The organism is Kitasatospora sp. NPDC094028 (assembly GCF_049543595.1).
Classification (GTDB): domain Bacteria; phylum Actinomycetota; class Actinomycetes; order Streptomycetales; family Streptomycetaceae; genus Kitasatospora.
In genome coordinates, this window is sequence record NZ_JBMVFA010000001.1 from 231,179 (window position 1) to 246,022 (window position 14,844).

Sequence of the window (14,844 nt, forward strand, 5' to 3'; positions counted from 1 at the left end):
GGTCATGACCCGAACCACCGCACTGTCGATCACCCAGCCTGGGTGGCGGCGGTGGTTTCCGTCGAGTTCGCGAGACAGCGGGGCAGGTCGAAGCGACTGCCCGACAGGGGAGCCCAGTGGTCGGGGGCGCTGTGGAGCGGAGCCGGGGAACCACGTTCCTCCGGGGTGAATCGGCGCCAGGTCGGCCGATGGAACGGCCGTGAGGCGTCGTAGGGCATGCTTCCGGCCCGAACCCGTCAGCTCACCCGGTAGGCGGACGTAGGAAGAAGGAGCCCGCCTTCGTGGCGTCCCATCGTCGTCCCAAGCCCGCCGGCCGCGCCCGCGTCTCGATCCTGACCGGCGTCGCCGCCGCTGCCGTCGCCCTGTCCGCACAGGGCGCGCACGCCGACCCGCAGCCGACCAAGGACCAGGTCAAGGAGCAGGTCGACAAGCTCAACGAGCAGGCCGAGCAGGCGACCGAGAAGTACAACGCCTCGCAGGAGAAGCAGCAGGAGCTGCAGAAGCAGGTCTCCGGCCTGCAGGACAAGATCGCGCGGCAGCAGGGCCAGGTCACCGACCTGCAGGGCGGCCTCGCCGAGATCGCCGGCGAGCAGTACCGCAACGGCGGCATATCGCCCACCGTCCAGCTGATGTTCAACTCCAGCCCGGACACCTTCCTCAGCCAGGCCGGCACCCTGAACCAGGTCGGCGGCACCCAGAAGAACCAGCTGAAGGAACTCCAGGACCAGCAGCGCAAGCTCGACCAGGACCGCAACGAGGCCCAGGGCAAGCTCAACGAGCTGGAGTCCACCACCAAGCAGCTCAAGTCGGACAAGGAGGAGGTCCAGGGCAAGCTCAAGGCGGCCCAGGACCTGCTCAACACGCTGACCGAGCAGGAGCGCCAGCAGCTGGCCGCCGCCGAGGCGAAGGCCGCCGCCGACGCCAAGGCCAAGGCGGACGCCGCCAAGCCCGCGCAGTCGACCCCCGACCGCGCCTCGCGCGACAGCAGCCGCAGCGACCTCTCCGCCCCGGCCCCCGTGATCGCCCCCGGCAGCTCGCACGGTGCCGCGGCGCTCCAGTACGCCGCCTCCAAGCTCGGCAGCCCGTACGTCTACGGCGCCACCGGCCCGGGCTCGTTCGACTGCTCCGGCCTGATGCAGTGGGCCTTCAACCAGGCCGGCGTCTCGCTGCCGCGCACCTCGCAGGAGCAGGCCGGCGCCGGCACCCGGATCGGCTCCGACCTGTCCCAGGCCCAGCCGGGCGACCTGCTGATCTTCTTCGGCGACGCCCACCACGTCGGCATCTACGCCGGCAACGGCCAGGTGCTGCACGCGCCGAAGCCGGGCGCCGTGGTGCGCTACGAGGCGGTCTCCAACATGCCGCTCTCCTCCATCGTGCGGGTCTGATCCCGCGCAGCCTCCGTCAGGCCCGGTCTTCCCCAGGGGAGGCCGGGCCTGCGGCTTTGCCGGCGGCTCGTCCTGATGTCCGATTAGGGGGCGAATATTCGGACCGGTGGGGGTTTGGACTCGATTGCCCGGACTCGCTAACGTCTGCCACCGGACCCCCGCTCCAGAGCCGCCCGTTCCGGTGCGGCGGCGGGGCCGCGCCGCAGGATTGGAGCCGCCGCCGCCATGCCCGTGCATCGCCGTTCCCAACTGCTCGCCCGCGCGCTGGTGCTGACCGCGGCCGCCACCACCGCCCTCGGGGTGGCGACCGCCGGCTCCGCGCAGGCCGCCCCCGGCGGCCCGGACGCGCCCGACCGCAAGGACGTCAAGGTGCAGGTGGAGCGGCTGTACGACGAGGCCGAGCAGGCGTCCGAGAAGTACAACGCGGCGCAGGACGCCCAGCGGCGGCTCCAGGGCGAGACCACGATCCTGCAGAGCGAGATCGCCACCGCCCAGGACCAGCTCAACCAGCTGCGCGGCGACCTCGCCACCGTGGCCGGCGCCGAGTACCGCGGCGGCGGCCTGGCGCAGACCGCCCAGCTGATGCTCTCCAGCGACCCGGAGGGCTACCTCTCCCGGGCCCGCACGCTCGGCCAGGCCGCCACCCGCCAGCAGGAGACCCTGCACGAGCTGGTCACCCGTCAGCGCGGGCTCGACCAGCGCCGCACCGAGGCCGGCGGCAAGCTGGCCGCGCTGGAGGAGTCCCGGCGCACCCTGGCCGACAGCAAGCAGCAGATCCAGCAACGGCTCGCCAAGGCGCAGAAGCTGCTCAACAGCCTGGGTGCGGCCGAACGGGCCAGGATGACCGCCCAGGACGCCCGGGACGCCGAGCAGCGCGCCACCCGCGGCACCGACCGGCTGGACCTCGGCACCGCCCCGCCCGCCTCCGAGCGCGGGGCCGCCGCGCTGGCCGCCGCGGTGCGGATGATCGGCTCGCCGTACGTGTACGGCTCCACCGGGCCCCGTGCGTTCGACTGCTCCGGTCTGATGTACTACAGCTGGCGGCAGGCCGGAGTGACCCTGCCGCGCACTTCGCAGGCCCAGGCGTCCGCCGGGCAGCGGATCAGCCTCTCCGAAGCGCGGCCGGGAGACCTGGTGATCTTCTACCGGGACATGCACCACGTCGGCATGTACGCCGGCGGCGGGGTGATCGTGCACGCCCCCTACCCGGGCGCCAAGGTCCGCTACGAGAGCGTCAACGCCATGCCGGTCTCGGGGGTGGTCCGGCTCTGAGAGCGGCGACCTCCGACCCGGGCGGCCGCCTCCCGATAGCCGGAGCCCGGACCCACCGCACGCTGTCCCGGCGCGGCGCGCTGCTGCTCGCGGCCGGCGGGCTGGCCCAGCTGTCCCTGCCCCCGGCCGCCCCGGCCCCGCCCGCCCGGCCCGCGGCCGACCTGCGGGCCCGGGTGACGGCGCTGCTGGCGGCGCGCGCGGCGGCCCTGCCCGGCCTGGCCGGGGTGCCGCTGACCGGTGCGGCCTACCGCAACCTGGTGCTGCCCCCGGCGGCGCCCGGCGCGGACCGGCTGACCGCCGCCGCCGACCTGGCCGTCCGGGTCACCGGCTACGACGAGTACCCCGTGGTGTACCCGCGCCGGATCGAGCTGGTCCGGGCGGGGGACGACTGGCAGGTCGAGCACGAGGAGAGCACGAGCGGGCCCCCGGCACTGTGGGACCTCGGCGCCGCCTCGGCCGCGGCCGGCGCGCACTGCCTGGTGCTGGGCCTCGCGGACGGGCCGACCCTCGCCGCCCTGGCCGCGCTGGGGGACCGCGCGGTGCCGGCCGTCGGCGAGCTCTGGGGCGCGGCCTGGCCGGGCCGGCTGCTGCTCGAACTGCCCGCCACCGAAGCGCAGTTCGCCCGGCTGCTGGAGGCCGACCCGGCCGGCTGGACGGGCATGGCGGCGGTCACCGTGGCCGCCCCCGGCGCGCCCTGGCACACCCCGGCGGACCGGGTGCTGGTCAACCCGGAGGCGTACCGCAAGCTCAGCGACTTCGGCCGGCAGGTCGTCCTCACCCACGAGACCACCCACGTCGCGACCAGGGCCGACACCCGCGCCTGGACGCCGCTGTGGCTCTCCGAGGGCGTCGCCGACTGGACGGCCTACCGGGACTCCGGCCGCACCCCGCAGCAGATCGCCCCCGAACTGGCCCGGGACGTCGCCGCCGGGAAGCTGCCCGCCGCGCTGCCCGCCGACCGGGACTTCGCGGCTGGCGCCGAGGGCATCGCCCAGGCGTACGAGCAGTCCTGGCTCGCCTGCGAGCTGATCGGCCGCCGGTACGGGCCGCAGCGGCTGGTCGCCTTCTACCGGGCGGTCGGCGCGGACGACGGCGCCGGCGAGGACCGCGAGCGCCGTACCGACCGGCTGCTGCGCGCCGAACTGGGCATCGGGCTGGCCGAGTTCACCCGGCTCTGGCTGGACGAGGTGGCGGCGCTGGGGCGTTGAACGCCCGGACCGTCAGCGCCCAGACCATCAGCGCCCAGGCCGTCAGCGCCGCTTCGCCGGAGCGGTGCCCGGGTGGTCGATGCCGTCGAGCAGGTCCTGCTCGTACGCGATCCCCGGGCGCACCGGGTAGCCGGCCGGCACCGGCTCGGGCGGGGCCAGCACCACCGTGGCCGGCAGCTGCGCCGGGCCGCGGGTGGCCCGCCACAGCCGGACGCCGGAGAGGATCGCGGCGGCCAGCAGCAGCAGGTTGCGGGAGCCGAGCAGGGCGATCGCCAGCGGGTCGCTGGCCAGCACCTGGGTGAACATGGTCGGGAATTCGAGCAGGGTCAGCGGGCAGGCCAGCAGGATCAGCAGCGCCACCGGCCGCTGGCTGCTGCCGCGCACCGTCAGGCAGACCGCCGCCACGCCGACCAGCCACACCAGGTACTGCGGGCTGATCACCCGGCTGGTCACGACGAAGATCAGCAGCGCGCACAGCGCCGCGTCGTACATGGTGGCCGCGTTGCGGCGCTTGGCGGTGAAGCGCCAGAGCAGCAGCCAGCCGAAGCCCAGCACGGTGCCGGCCAGCATCACCTTGCTGATCACGCTGACCCACGGCCCGAGCATCTCGGGGGAGCCGTAGTTCATGGTCACCCGGCCGTCCCAGCCGCCGGCGATCCGGGCGATGTGCAGCGGCAGCGCGCCGACCGACTCGACCTCGATGCCGCGGTCCTTCTGGAACGCCAGGAAGCCGAAGGCGCCGTTCATGCCGGCCGCCAGCAGGAAGCCCACCGAGACGGCGGTGGCCGCCGCCAGCGTCCAGGAGCGGCGGGTGCGGCGGCCGGACGGCGTGCCGATCAGGCCGATCAGCGGCCAGAGCTTGACGATGCCGCCCAGGCCCAGCAGCAGCCCGCCGACCGCCGGGCGGCGCACCAGCGCCAGCAGCCCGGCCAGCGCGACCGCGGTGACGATCAGGTCGAAGCGGTTGTAGATCATCGGGCCGAGCAGCGGGACGGCCACCACCCACATCCAGGCGCCGGTCAGCGCCCGGCCCTTGCGCAGGCCGGTGCGCACCAGCAGCACCGCCGCGACGGCGTCGGTGATCCCGCAGATCACCCAGAACGACACCAGGTACGACCAGGGCAGCAGGCCCGGCAGCAGGATCACCAGGGCCGCGCCCGGCGGGTACTGCCAGGTCACGTCGTCGAACGGGAAGGTGCCGGTCTGCAGCACCACGTACCAGGCGTGGTAAATCACGAAGACGTCGGCGCTGACGTCGCCGCCCGGCGCCTTCAGCACCCCGGTCATCGCGAGGAGCAGCACGGCCCTGGTCGCCAGCCAGGTCACGCCGAGCGCGGCGAGCGCCCCGAGCGGGCGGCCGAGCCGGCCGCGCGAAGAACCGGGCTCGGTGGCCGGGGCCAATTCCACTGCGCTCCCTCGTTCGTCTCGGGCGTCCTCACCGGAGGCGTCGTGCAGACGGACGCCCGGGCCGCGCCACCTTGCCGACTGCCTAGGTATGAGGACTGACCCGGGGGTCAAACGGTTGCCGTGTTCGGTTCCGTTCCCGGCGGGCCATGGTGTTGACCTATCGTACGGATCACCCAGCGGTGCGCCGAGCACCCCCTACCGAGCGAGCCGTGGCCCGATGCACAGAACCTTGATCGTCACCAACGACTTCCCGCCCCGCCCGGGTGGCATCCAGGCCTTCGTCCACAACATGGCCGTCCGTCAGCCCGCAGGGAGCGTCGTGGTCTACGCCTCCACCTGGCGGGACGGCAGCGAGGTGCGGAGCTTCGACGCCGAGCAGCCGTTCCCGGTGATCCGGGACCGGACGAAGGTGATGGTTCCCACACCGCGGGTGACCAGGCGGGCCGCCGAGATCCTGCGCGCCGAGAAGTGCGACTCGGTCTGGTTCGGCGCCGCCGCCCCGCTCGGCCTGATGGCCCCCGCGCTGCGCCGGGCCGGGGCCGGCCGGCTGCTCGGCATGACGCACGGGCACGAGGCCGCCTGGGCCCAGCTGCCCGGCTCCCGGCAGCTGCTGCGCCGGATCGGCGCGGGCACCGACGTGCTGACCTACCTCGGCGAGTACACCCGCTCCCGGATCGCCGGCGCCGTCGGGCCGCGGGCCGCGGCCCGGATGGTGCAGCTGCCCCCCGGCGTGGACGAGACGGCCTTCCACCCCGGGTCCGGCGGCGCCGAGGTGCGCCGGCGGCTCGGCCTGGCCGACCGGCCGGTGGTGGTCTGCGTCTCCCGGCTGGTGCCGCGCAAGGGCCAGGACACCCTGATCGAGGCGATGCCGCAGATCCTCGCCGACGTGCCGGACGCCGTGCTGCTGATCGTCGGCGGCGGCCCGTACCGGGCGGACCTGGAGAAGCTGGCGGACGCCCGGGGCGTGCGGGCCGCGGTGCGGTTCACCGGCTCGGTGCCGTGGGAGGAGCTGCCCGCCCACTACGGGGCCGGGGACGTCTTCGCGATGCCCTGCCGCACCAGGCGCGGGGGGCTGGACGTGGAGGGCCTGGGGATCGTCTACCTGGAGGCCTCGGCGACCGGCCTGCCGGTGGTCGCCGGGGACTCCGGCGGCGCGCCCGACGCCGTGCTGGAGGGCGAGACCGGGCACGTGGTGCCCGGCGGCTCGGCCGCGGCGGCCGCGGAGCGGATCGTCCGGCTGCTGCGGGACGAGGAACTGCGCCGGAGCATGGGCGAGGCCGGGCGGCGCTGGGTGGAGCGCTCCTGGCGCTGGGACCTGCTGGCCGGGCGGCTGACCTCGCTGCTGGCGGGCTGACGCGGCGAAGGGCCCCGGACGGCGTCCGGGGCCCTTTCCGTACGGCGGGCTACTTCTGGTAGATGGCCTCGACGTCGGCGGCGAAGTCCTTCAGCACCAGGTTGCGCTTGAGCTTGAGCGAGGGCGTCAGGTGGCCGCTCTCCTCGGAGAACTCGGTGTCCAGCAGACGGAACTTCTTGACCGCCTCGGCGTGCGAGACCGCCTTGTTGCCGTCGTCCACGGCGGCCTGCAGCGCGGCCCGCAGGTCCGGGTCGTCGGCGAGGTCGGCGACGGTGGCGCCGGCGGGCTTGCCGTTCAGCTCCTTCCACTTGGGGAAGAAGTCCGGGTCGACGGTGATCAGGCAGGCGACGAACGGCTTGCGGTCGCCGACCACCATGACCTCGCCGACCAGGGCGTGCGCCCGGATGCGGTCCTCGATCACCGCCGGGGCGACGTTCTTGCCGCCGGCCGTGACGATGATCTCCTTCTTGCGGCCGGTGATGGTCAGGTAGCCCTCGGAGTCCAGCGAGCCGATGTCGCCGCTGGCCATCCAGCCGTCCTTGAGGGCGTCGGCGCTGGCCTGCGGGTTGTTCCAGTAGCCGGTGAAGACGTGCGGGCCCTTGAAGAAGACCTCGCCGTCGTCGCCGACCCGGACGGAGCAGCCGGGGACGGGCTGGCCGACCGTGCCGATCTTCGGCTTGTCCCACGGGTTGAAGGTGGTGGCCGCGCAGGTCTCGGTCAGGCCGTAGCCCTCCAGGACGGTGAAGCCGATGCCCCGGTAGAAGTGGCCCAGCCGCTCGCCGAGCGGGGCGCCGCCGGAGATCGCGTGGGTGGCCCGGCCGCCGAGGGCCGCGCGCAGCTTGCTGTAGACCAGCTTGTCGAAGACCGCGTGCTTGATCCGCAGGACCAGGCCCGCGCCGCCGGCGTCCAGCGCCCGGCTGTACGCGATCGCGGTCTCGGCGGCCTTGTCGAAGATCTTGCCCTTGCCGTCCGCCTGGGCCTTGGCGCGGGCGGTGTTGTAGACCTTCTCGAACACTCTGGGCACACCGAGGATCAGGGTCGGCCGGAAGGCGGCCAACTCGGCGGTGACGTCCCGGATGTCGGAGACGTGGCCCAGCTTGATCGGCGCCATCGCCGGGGCGATCTCGGCGATCCGGCCGAGCACGTGGGCCAGCGGCAGGAACAGCAGGACCGAGCTCTCGCCGGTGCGGAACAGCGGGGCCAGCCGCTCCACCACGTTGCCGCACTCGGCCATGAAGTTGCCGTGCGTCAGCTGACAGCCCTTCGGGCGGCCGGTGGTGCCGGAGGTGTAGACGATGGTCGCGATCGAGTCGGCGGTGGCGATCGCCCGGCGCTCGGCGACGGTCGTGTCGGCGACCTGGCGGCCGGCCTCGGCCAGCGCGCCGATCGCGCCCTGCTCGATCTGCCAGGTGTTCTTCAGCTCCGGCAGCCGGTCGCGGACGTCCTCGACGGTCTTGCGGTGCTGGTCCGTCTCGGTGATCACGGCGACGGCGCCGGAGTCACCGAGGATCCACTGCACCTGCTCGGCGGAGGAGGTCTCGTACACCGGGACGACGATCGCCCCGGCCGTCCAGATCGCGAAGTCCAGCAGCGTCCACTCGTAGCGCGTCCGGGACATGATGCCCACGCGGTCGCCCGGGCGGACGCCGGAGGCGATCAGGCCCTTCGCCGCGGCGTGCACCTCGACCAGGAACTGGGCCGCGGTCAGCTCCTGCCACTGGCCGTCCACCTTGCGGCTGAGGACGGCGACGTCCGGGTGCCGCTCGGCGTTCTGGTGCACGAGGTCGGAGAGGTTACCGCCGCTCGGTACCTGGTAGAGGGCCGGAAGGCTGAAGTCGAGCAAGACTGCTCCTCGTTCGCGACGCTGCGGGACGGCAGGACGTTACTGCCCGGTAGGCGGCTACGGCCAGGGTGTCGGGTCCGGTGTTCGAAGTGTCACATCCGGGCGGGTTCGACCAGGCCGCGACCGGGTCGTTCGAATGGCACCCTACGACAGACGGGGGGTGACCGGTCGGTAGCGTTCCGCGCCGGGCACCGCGCCCGAGCTGCCGCCATGGCTCCGGCGGGCCCCGCCGCCCCGCTGCCGCACCGCCGTCCGTGCCCGCGCCCCCAGGGCCGACAGTCGGGCGCCGCACCCGGGCGCGGTAGCCTGCTCCGGGCGGACCGGCCCGAGCGGGGCGCTCGACCGGACCGGCAGGCAGAAGGACGACGCGGAGGGTCATTCCATGGCGGAGCACACCAGGTCGAGCATCACCATCGACGCGACCCCGGCCACGGTCATGGCCGTGATCGCCGACTTCGCCGCGTACCCGGCCTGGACCGGCGAGGTCAAGGAGGTCGAGGTCCTGGCGACCGGCCCGGACGGCCGCGCCTCCGAGGTCCGGCTGCTGCTCGACGCCGGGGCCATCCGCGACGAGCACGTCCTCGCCTACACCTGGGACGGCGACCGCGAGAGCGCCTGGACCCTCGTCCGCAGCCAGATGCTCCGCTCGCTGGACGGCTCGTACACCCTCGCCCCGGTCGCCGGCGGCCGCACCGAGGTCACCTACCAGCTCGCCGTGGACGTCAAGATCCCGATGCTGGGCATGATCAAGCGCAAGGCCGAGAAGGTCATCATCGACCGCGCGCTGGCCGGCCTGAAGAAGCGCGTCGAGGACACCGCCGCCAAGGGCTGACGGCGGAGGAACGGGAACGGGACACGGCAGCGGGGACGGGGGCCGGACGGCATGACGGCGAAGCGCACCATCCTGATCAGCGGTGACGCGGGCGCGCCCGCGGTGGCCGCCGCCACCGCCCTGCACGCCGCCCGGCGCGGCCACCGCACCTGGCTGCTCGCCGCCGACGACCCGCACCGCGCGCTCGACGCCGCCCTCGGCACCCGTCTGGAACCCGAACCGGCCGCGTACGCACCCGGGCTGACCGTCTCGCGGATCGACGAGCAGGCCGCCTTCCGCTACGCGGTCGGCGAGCTGACCGACCGGCTCTCCCCGCTGTTCGACCTGCTCGGCGCCGACCGGCTCGACCCGGAGGAGCTGACCGCCCTCCCCGGTATCGCCCGGCTCGCCCTGCTGCGCGCCCTGCCGGCCGCCGACGGCGACGTCCTGGTGGTGCTCGCCCCGCCGCCCGCCGAACTCATCGCCACCCTCGCCCTGCCCGAACAGCTCACCCGCTACCTGGACCGGCTCGTTCCCGAACAGCGGCAGGCCGCCCGGGCGCTGCGCCCGTTGCTGGCCGGCCTGGCCGGCGTCCCGATGCCCGCCGAGTGGCTGTACGAGGGGCGCGGCAAGGCCGCCGCGGCGCTCGCCGAGTCCCGCGCGGCGATCGCCGACCCCGGCACCAGCATCCGCCTCGTCGTGCCGGCGGACGGTCACCCGTTCCGGGAGCTGCGCCGGGTCCGGGCCGGGCTCGCCCTGCACGGGCACCGGCCGGACGCCGTGGTGGTGCACGGCGCGCTGCCCGAGGGCGCCGTCGACTCGCCCGACCCGTGGCTCGCCGGGCTGGCCCGCCGCCGGGCGGAGGAACTGACCGCGCTCGCCGCAGAGACCGACGCACCCGTGCTGGTCACCGGCCTGGCCGAGGCCACCCTGGAGGCCGTCGCCGACCGGCTGTACGGCGACGGGGACGGGCCCGAGCGGCTGGAGCCGCAGCCCTGGCCGGTGGAGGACCGGCTCGCCGAGGAGGGCCTGCTGGTCTGGCACCTCGACCTGCCCGGCGCCGACCGGGCAGAGCTGGACCTGGTCCGCCGGGGCGACGAACTGGTCGTCGGGGTCGGCACGCACCGCCGGGTGCTCGCCCTGCCCTCGGCGCTGCGCCGCTGCACGGTGGCGGGGGCCGGGCTGGGCGACGGGGTGCTCGCGGTGCGGTTCGCGCCGGACCCGGCGCTCTGGCCGCGCGGCTGAGCGGGCCCTGACGGCTTCGCGGGCTCTGACGGCTGACCGGGCCCTGGCGGCTTCGCGGGCCCTGGCGGCCGAGTGGGCGCCGACGGCTTCGCGGCCCGGTTCCGGCCGGCCGGGGGCCCGTGGCCGTTCGGGTAGCGTCGGGGCGGGGGCCGCGCGGTGCGGCCACGGCTGAGGAGGCGCCCGCGATGACCACCACCGACGACCGTACCGAGCCCGCCGGGCCGCCCGTCGACGAGGCCGCGGCCGAGCCCGTCGACGAGGGCTCCGCCGGGCCGGGTGGCGAGGGCGGTGCGCCGGGCAGCCCGTTCGGGCCGGAGCTGGGCCCGCTGGTGGACGAGGTCCGCCGCTTCGCCGGCGCGGTCGGCGAGAAGGCGCAGGCGGCCGGCGCCGACACCCTGATCACCCTCTCCGGGCTGGCCGACCGCCTGCGCACCCAGCAGCCGGAGGTCTACTCCCACCTCGCCGCCGCCGGCTCCGGGCTGGTCGCCGCGGGCGCCGAGCTGCTGGCCGCCTACCGCGCCGCCGTGGCCGGTCACGAGGGCCGCTGGACGGCCGATCCGGGCGCCCCCGCCGAGAAGATCGACCTCGACACCCCTGACGAGCCCTCCGCCAAGCAGTGAATCCGTAACCTTCGAAGCGTGATCGCCTCGCTCGCATGCGTCACGAAGCGGGCGAATTGATACGACTTTTAAAGGATCGCGGCCTCGCTGGCGGGAAATTGTCTTCGGATAATGTATGCGGGGAGGTGTACGGGGGCAGGGTTGGGCGGTACCGTTCCGTCCAGCGGGAACGAGTGAATAGCTGAGGCACACATGGCTCTGACCATCGGCGTCGATGTCGGCGGGACCAAGATCGCGGCAGGCGTGGTCGACGAGGCGGGCACGATCCTCGCCCGGACCAGGGTGCCCACCCCGGCCGACCCGCAGTGGGCGGTCGACGCCATCGCGCAGGCCGTGCGCGAGCTCAAGGACCAGCACCCCGGCGTCGCCGCGGTCGGCGTCGGTGCCCCCGGCTTCGTCGACAGCAACCGCTCGACGGTGATCTTCGCCCCCAACATCGACTGGGAGAACGAGCCGCTGCGCGGCCGGATCGAGGAGCTCACCGGCCTGGACACCGTCGTCGAGAACGACGCCAACTGCGCCGCCTGGGCCGAGTTCCGCTTCGGCGCGGCCGCCGAGCACCAGGACATGGTGCTGATCACCGTGGGCACCGGCATCGGCGGCGGCATCGTCCTGGACGGGCGGCTGCACCGCGGCCGCTTCGGCGTGGCCGGCGAGATCGGCCACCTCAACATGGTCCCGGACGGCCTCCAGTGCGGCTGCGGCGGCAAGGGCTGCTGGGAGCAGTACGGCTCCGGACGGGCGCTGCGCCGCTACGGCCGGGAGAAGGCCGCCGCCGACCCGGTGCTCGGCAAGCGGATGCTGGAGCTCAACGACGGCGTCGCCGAGACCATCCGCGGCATCCACATCACCGAGGCGGCCGAGGCCGGCGACCCGCTCGCCCTGGAGTGCTACAGCGAGCTCGCCGACTGGCTGGGCCGCGGCATGGCCGACCTCGCCGCGCTGTTCGACCCGGCCGTGTTCGTGCTCGGCGGCGGCGTCTCCGACTCCGGCCGGCTGCTGCTCGACCCGGTCGCCAAGGCCTTCGAGCACTACCTGACCGGCGGCGTGCACCGCCCCCGCGCCGAGGTCGTGCTGGCCTCGATGGGCTCCGCGGCCGGCATCGTCGGCGCGGCGGACCTCGCCCGCACCTGACGGCCGTCCAGCCTCCCCACACCCCCCGCCTCGCGGGGGAGCTCAGCCCGCCGGCGGCGGTGCGACCGGGCCCCGACCAATCCCGGACGCGCCGCCGCCGTCGCACGCCCGGCGGGAACCGCCCGGGTCGCACTACGGTCGGAGGCAGTCGACACCGTCCTGGGGAGGACCATGCCCGCCGCGCCCGTCGAACCGCCGCCGTCCGGCCCGCGCCGGTTGCGGCTGCTCAGCTACAACATCCGCTCGCTGCGCGACGACCGGCGGGCGCTGGCCCGGGTGGTCCGGGCCTGCGCGCCCGACCTCGTCTGCGTCCAGGAGTCGCCGCGCTACTGGCGGCCGGAGGGCCAGGCGGCCTGGCTGGCCCGGAGCACCGGGACGGCCGTCCTGGCCGGCGGCGGACGGACGGCCGCCGGGCCGCTGCTGCTCGGCCGCCCCGGCGCGGTGCAGGTGCTGGGCGTCCACGACCGGCTGCTGCCCAAGACCCGCGGCCTGCACGCCCGGGGCTTCGCCACCGCGCTGCTGCGGCTGCCCGGCACAGCGCCGTTCACCGTCACCAGCTGCCACCTCAGCCTGGACCAGGAGGAGCGGTACGGGCAGTTCGAGCTGCTGCTCGACCAGCTCAGGATCGCCGAACTCGGCATCGTGGCAGGGGACTTCAACGAGCACCCGGACGGGCCGGGTTGGCGGCTGCTGGCCTCCCGGCTGCAGGACGGCCACCCGACCGCGCCCTGGGGCGGGGAGTTCACCTCGGTGCCCGAGCGGCCGTACCAGCGGATCGACGCGGTGTTCGCCACGCCCGGGATCACCGTGCTCGGCTGCGGCGTCCCGCACGGGCTGCCCGGTGTCACCGAGGCCGACCTGCGGGCCGCCACCGACCACCTGCCGGTGCTCGCCGTCCTCGAACTGCCCGCCGGCGGGCGGGAGATGTCCTAGACCACCGCGCCGTGGTTCGGGTCCTCCGGCTCGTCGTCGTCGCGGTCCTTCATCCGGGCGACCAGGGTGACGAAGCCGCCGAGGAAGGCGGTGATGCCGACCCAGGCCGGCCAGCCGGAGACCTCCTGCCAGACCACCGCGTCGACCAGCAGCAGCGCCGGGCCGCCGAGCACCGCCAGCCAGGCGAACCGGCTGGTGACGTCGCCGGTCGGCAGCGGCGGGGGCTCCGGCGGGACGAAGTGGTCGTCGTCGCCGTCCTCGGCCAGTTCGAAGTCGCGCGGGCCCGAGTTCGCCGCCGGGAGCACCGGCCGGCCGGAGCGGGGGCGGGGCTGCGGTGCGAGGTCGGCGAGGTCGTCGGGGTCGGCCTTGCGGTCCCCGTCCTTGTAGCCGCCCTTCAGCTCGTTCTGGGCGCGGAGGTTCTCGATCTCGGGCCAGTTCGGGTTGTTGAGGTCGACCGGGTCGTCGAACTGGGCGACCAGGGCGGCGAAGATCTCGTCCTGCTCGGCCTGGCTGCGCTCGGGAGTCCGGTGCGGCCGGGGCCGGGCGGGGGCGGCGGGACCGCTGTCCGCGGGCGCGGGCGTGGTGCCGCCGTCCGCCCCGGCGCCGGGTGAGGGCGCGTCTGCCGCGGCCGCGTCCTCCGGGGGCACGTCCTTCGAGGCGGCACCGCCCGAAGGCGCACCGCCCGAAGGCGCACCGCCCGAGGGCGCGTCTCCCCGGGCCGTGCCGCCGTTGGTCGCGCCGTCCTCGCGAGGTGCCTCGTCCCCGCCGCCCGCCGTGCTGCTCTCGTGCACTTCCGGCCCTTCAGCCATGGTGATCGTCCGATTCGACCCGGGTGACGCCCGCCGTGTCCGCGGGGGCCAGCCGATGGATGAAGTCCAGGCTCGCCGCGAATATTTCCGCCGCGTCGTGGTCCAGCGTCGCGACGTGGAAGCTGCGCTCGCACAGCCGCTCCGTCACATCGGTCGAGGATATCCGGGCGAGCACCAGTTCCGAGTTGGCCGGGGAGACCACGTGGTCCTGCGGGCTGTGCAGGAGCAGCACCGGCCGGGTCACCTCCGGCAGCCGCCGCTGGACCTCGCGCCACAGCCGGGCCAGCGACCAGGCGGCGTGCAGCGGCGTCCGGTCGTAGCCGTGCTCGGTCACGCCCGGTGCGGCGATGTCGTCCGAGATCCCGGGCACGCTCGGGACGAGGTGGCGCAGTACCGGAAGCAGCACACTCGCGGGGGTGTCCGAGCGGACCGACGGGTTGACCAGCACCAGCCCGCTGATCGTCGGGCCGTGCAGCGCCGCCAGCCGTAGGGCCAGGGCGCCGCCCATCGACAGCGCGCAGACGAAGACCTGCTCGCACTCCCCGGCCAGGATCAGCAGCTCGCGCTCGACCTCGGCGTACCAGTCCTCCCAGCGGGTCAGCTGCAGGTCCTGCCAGCGGGTGCCGTGCCCGGGCAGCAGCGGCACCGAGACGGTCAGGCCGGCCGCCGCCAGTTCCTCGGCCCACGGCCGCAGCGAGGCCGGCGACCCGGTGAAGCCGTGGCACAGCAGCACCCCCACGCGCCCGCCGCGGTGGCGGTACGGTTCGGCACCGGGCAGCAGCGGCATGGGCGGGCTCCTTCGCGGGCGGGCGGCGCTGGGGGA

Annotated in this window: 13 protein-coding genes and 1 riboswitch; of the genes, 9 read left to right on the forward strand and 4 right to left on the reverse strand. The window is 74.7% G+C overall.

Annotated elements, in window-relative coordinates; translation table 11 throughout:
* The first annotated feature begins 117 nt into the window (after positions 1–117).
* Positions 118–271, forward strand: a riboswitch (cyclic di-AMP (ydaO/yuaA leader).
* 10 nt (positions 272–281) lie between these two features.
* The 3 genes from ACPC54_RS01015 to ACPC54_RS01025 all read left to right on the forward strand — a co-directional run bounded on the left by ACPC54_RS01015 (position 282) and on the right by ACPC54_RS01025 (position 3,865).
* The gene (locus tag ACPC54_RS01015) at positions 282–1,385 is read left to right on the forward strand and encodes a C40 family peptidase (RefSeq protein ID WP_498959765.1); all 1,104 of its coding nucleotides are present in this window, start codon (positions 282–284) and stop codon (positions 1,383–1,385) included.
* Between the two features lie 225 nt (positions 1,386–1,610).
* Entirely contained in the window at positions 1,611–2,657 is a 1,047-nt protein-coding gene (locus ACPC54_RS01020; protein ID WP_498959768.1) for a C40 family peptidase, read from the forward strand.
* 173 nt (positions 2,658–2,830) lie between these two features.
* Positions 2,831–3,865: a hypothetical protein gene (locus tag ACPC54_RS01025; RefSeq protein ID WP_498959770.1), complete on the forward strand. Its 1,035-nt coding sequence runs from the start codon at positions 2,831–2,833 to the stop codon at positions 3,863–3,865.
* Between the two features lie 42 nt (positions 3,866–3,907).
* On the opposite strand, the gene ACPC54_RS01030 is transcribed toward ACPC54_RS01025, so the two are convergent.
* The gene (locus tag ACPC54_RS01030) at positions 3,908–5,272 is read right to left on the reverse strand and encodes a glycosyltransferase 87 family protein (protein ID WP_498959772.1); all 1,365 of its coding nucleotides are present in this window, start codon (positions 5,270–5,272) and stop codon (positions 3,908–3,910) included.
* Positions 5,273–5,489: 217 nt separating this feature from the next.
* On the opposite strand from ACPC54_RS01030, the gene ACPC54_RS01035 reads away from it, so the two are divergent.
* Positions 5,490–6,626: a glycosyltransferase family 4 protein gene (locus ACPC54_RS01035; protein WP_498959774.1), complete on the forward strand. Its 1,137-nt coding sequence runs from the start codon at positions 5,490–5,492 to the stop codon at positions 6,624–6,626.
* 49 nt (positions 6,627–6,675) lie between these two features.
* Here ACPC54_RS01035 and ACPC54_RS01040 read toward each other — a convergent pair whose 3' ends face one another.
* On the reverse strand, positions 6,676–8,469 hold the full coding sequence (locus ACPC54_RS01040; RefSeq protein ID WP_498959776.1) for an AMP-dependent synthetase/ligase: 1,794 nt from the start codon (positions 8,467–8,469) through the stop codon (positions 6,676–6,678).
* Positions 8,470–8,851: 382 nt separating this feature from the next.
* On the opposite strand from ACPC54_RS01040, the gene ACPC54_RS01045 reads away from it, so the two are divergent.
* From ACPC54_RS01045 to ACPC54_RS01065, 5 genes are all read left to right on the forward strand, one after another.
* Positions 8,852–9,301 carry an SRPBCC family protein gene (locus tag ACPC54_RS01045; RefSeq protein WP_498959778.1) on the forward strand — a complete coding sequence of 150 codons (450 nt, stop codon included), beginning with the start codon at positions 8,852–8,854 and terminating at the stop codon, positions 9,299–9,301.
* A 51-nt stretch (positions 9,302–9,352) separates the two neighbouring features.
* Positions 9,353–10,525, forward strand: a complete 1,173-nt coding sequence (locus ACPC54_RS01050) for an ArsA family ATPase (protein WP_498959781.1) — start codon at positions 9,353–9,355, stop codon at positions 10,523–10,525.
* Positions 10,526–10,710: 185 nt separating this feature from the next.
* A complete protein-coding gene (locus tag ACPC54_RS01055; protein ID WP_498959783.1) occupies positions 10,711–11,145 on the forward strand; it encodes a DUF5304 family protein in 435 nt (144 codons plus the stop codon).
* Positions 11,146–11,337: 192 nt separating this feature from the next.
* Complete coding sequence (locus ACPC54_RS01060; RefSeq protein WP_498959785.1) at positions 11,338–12,279, forward strand: ROK family glucokinase; 942 nt, start codon at positions 11,338–11,340, stop codon at positions 12,277–12,279.
* A 171-nt stretch (positions 12,280–12,450) separates the two neighbouring features.
* The gene (locus ACPC54_RS01065) at positions 12,451–13,212 is read left to right on the forward strand and encodes an endonuclease/exonuclease/phosphatase family protein (protein ID WP_498959787.1); all 762 of its coding nucleotides are present in this window, start codon (positions 12,451–12,453) and stop codon (positions 13,210–13,212) included.
* Here the strand turns inward: ACPC54_RS01065 and ACPC54_RS01070 are convergent.
* Together ACPC54_RS01070 and ACPC54_RS01075 are read right to left on the reverse strand one after the other, a co-directional pair.
* On the reverse strand, positions 13,209–14,021 hold the full coding sequence (locus ACPC54_RS01070) for a hypothetical protein (protein WP_498959789.1): 813 nt from the start codon (positions 14,019–14,021) through the stop codon (positions 13,209–13,211). The genes ACPC54_RS01065 and ACPC54_RS01070 overlap by 4 nt on opposite strands.
* Positions 14,014–14,808, reverse strand: coding sequence for an alpha/beta hydrolase (locus tag ACPC54_RS01075; RefSeq protein WP_498959791.1), 795 nt, complete (start codon positions 14,806–14,808; stop codon positions 14,014–14,016). Before ACPC54_RS01075 ends, ACPC54_RS01070 begins: the two co-directional genes overlap by 8 nt.
* Between the last annotated feature and the right edge of the window lie 36 nt (positions 14,809–14,844).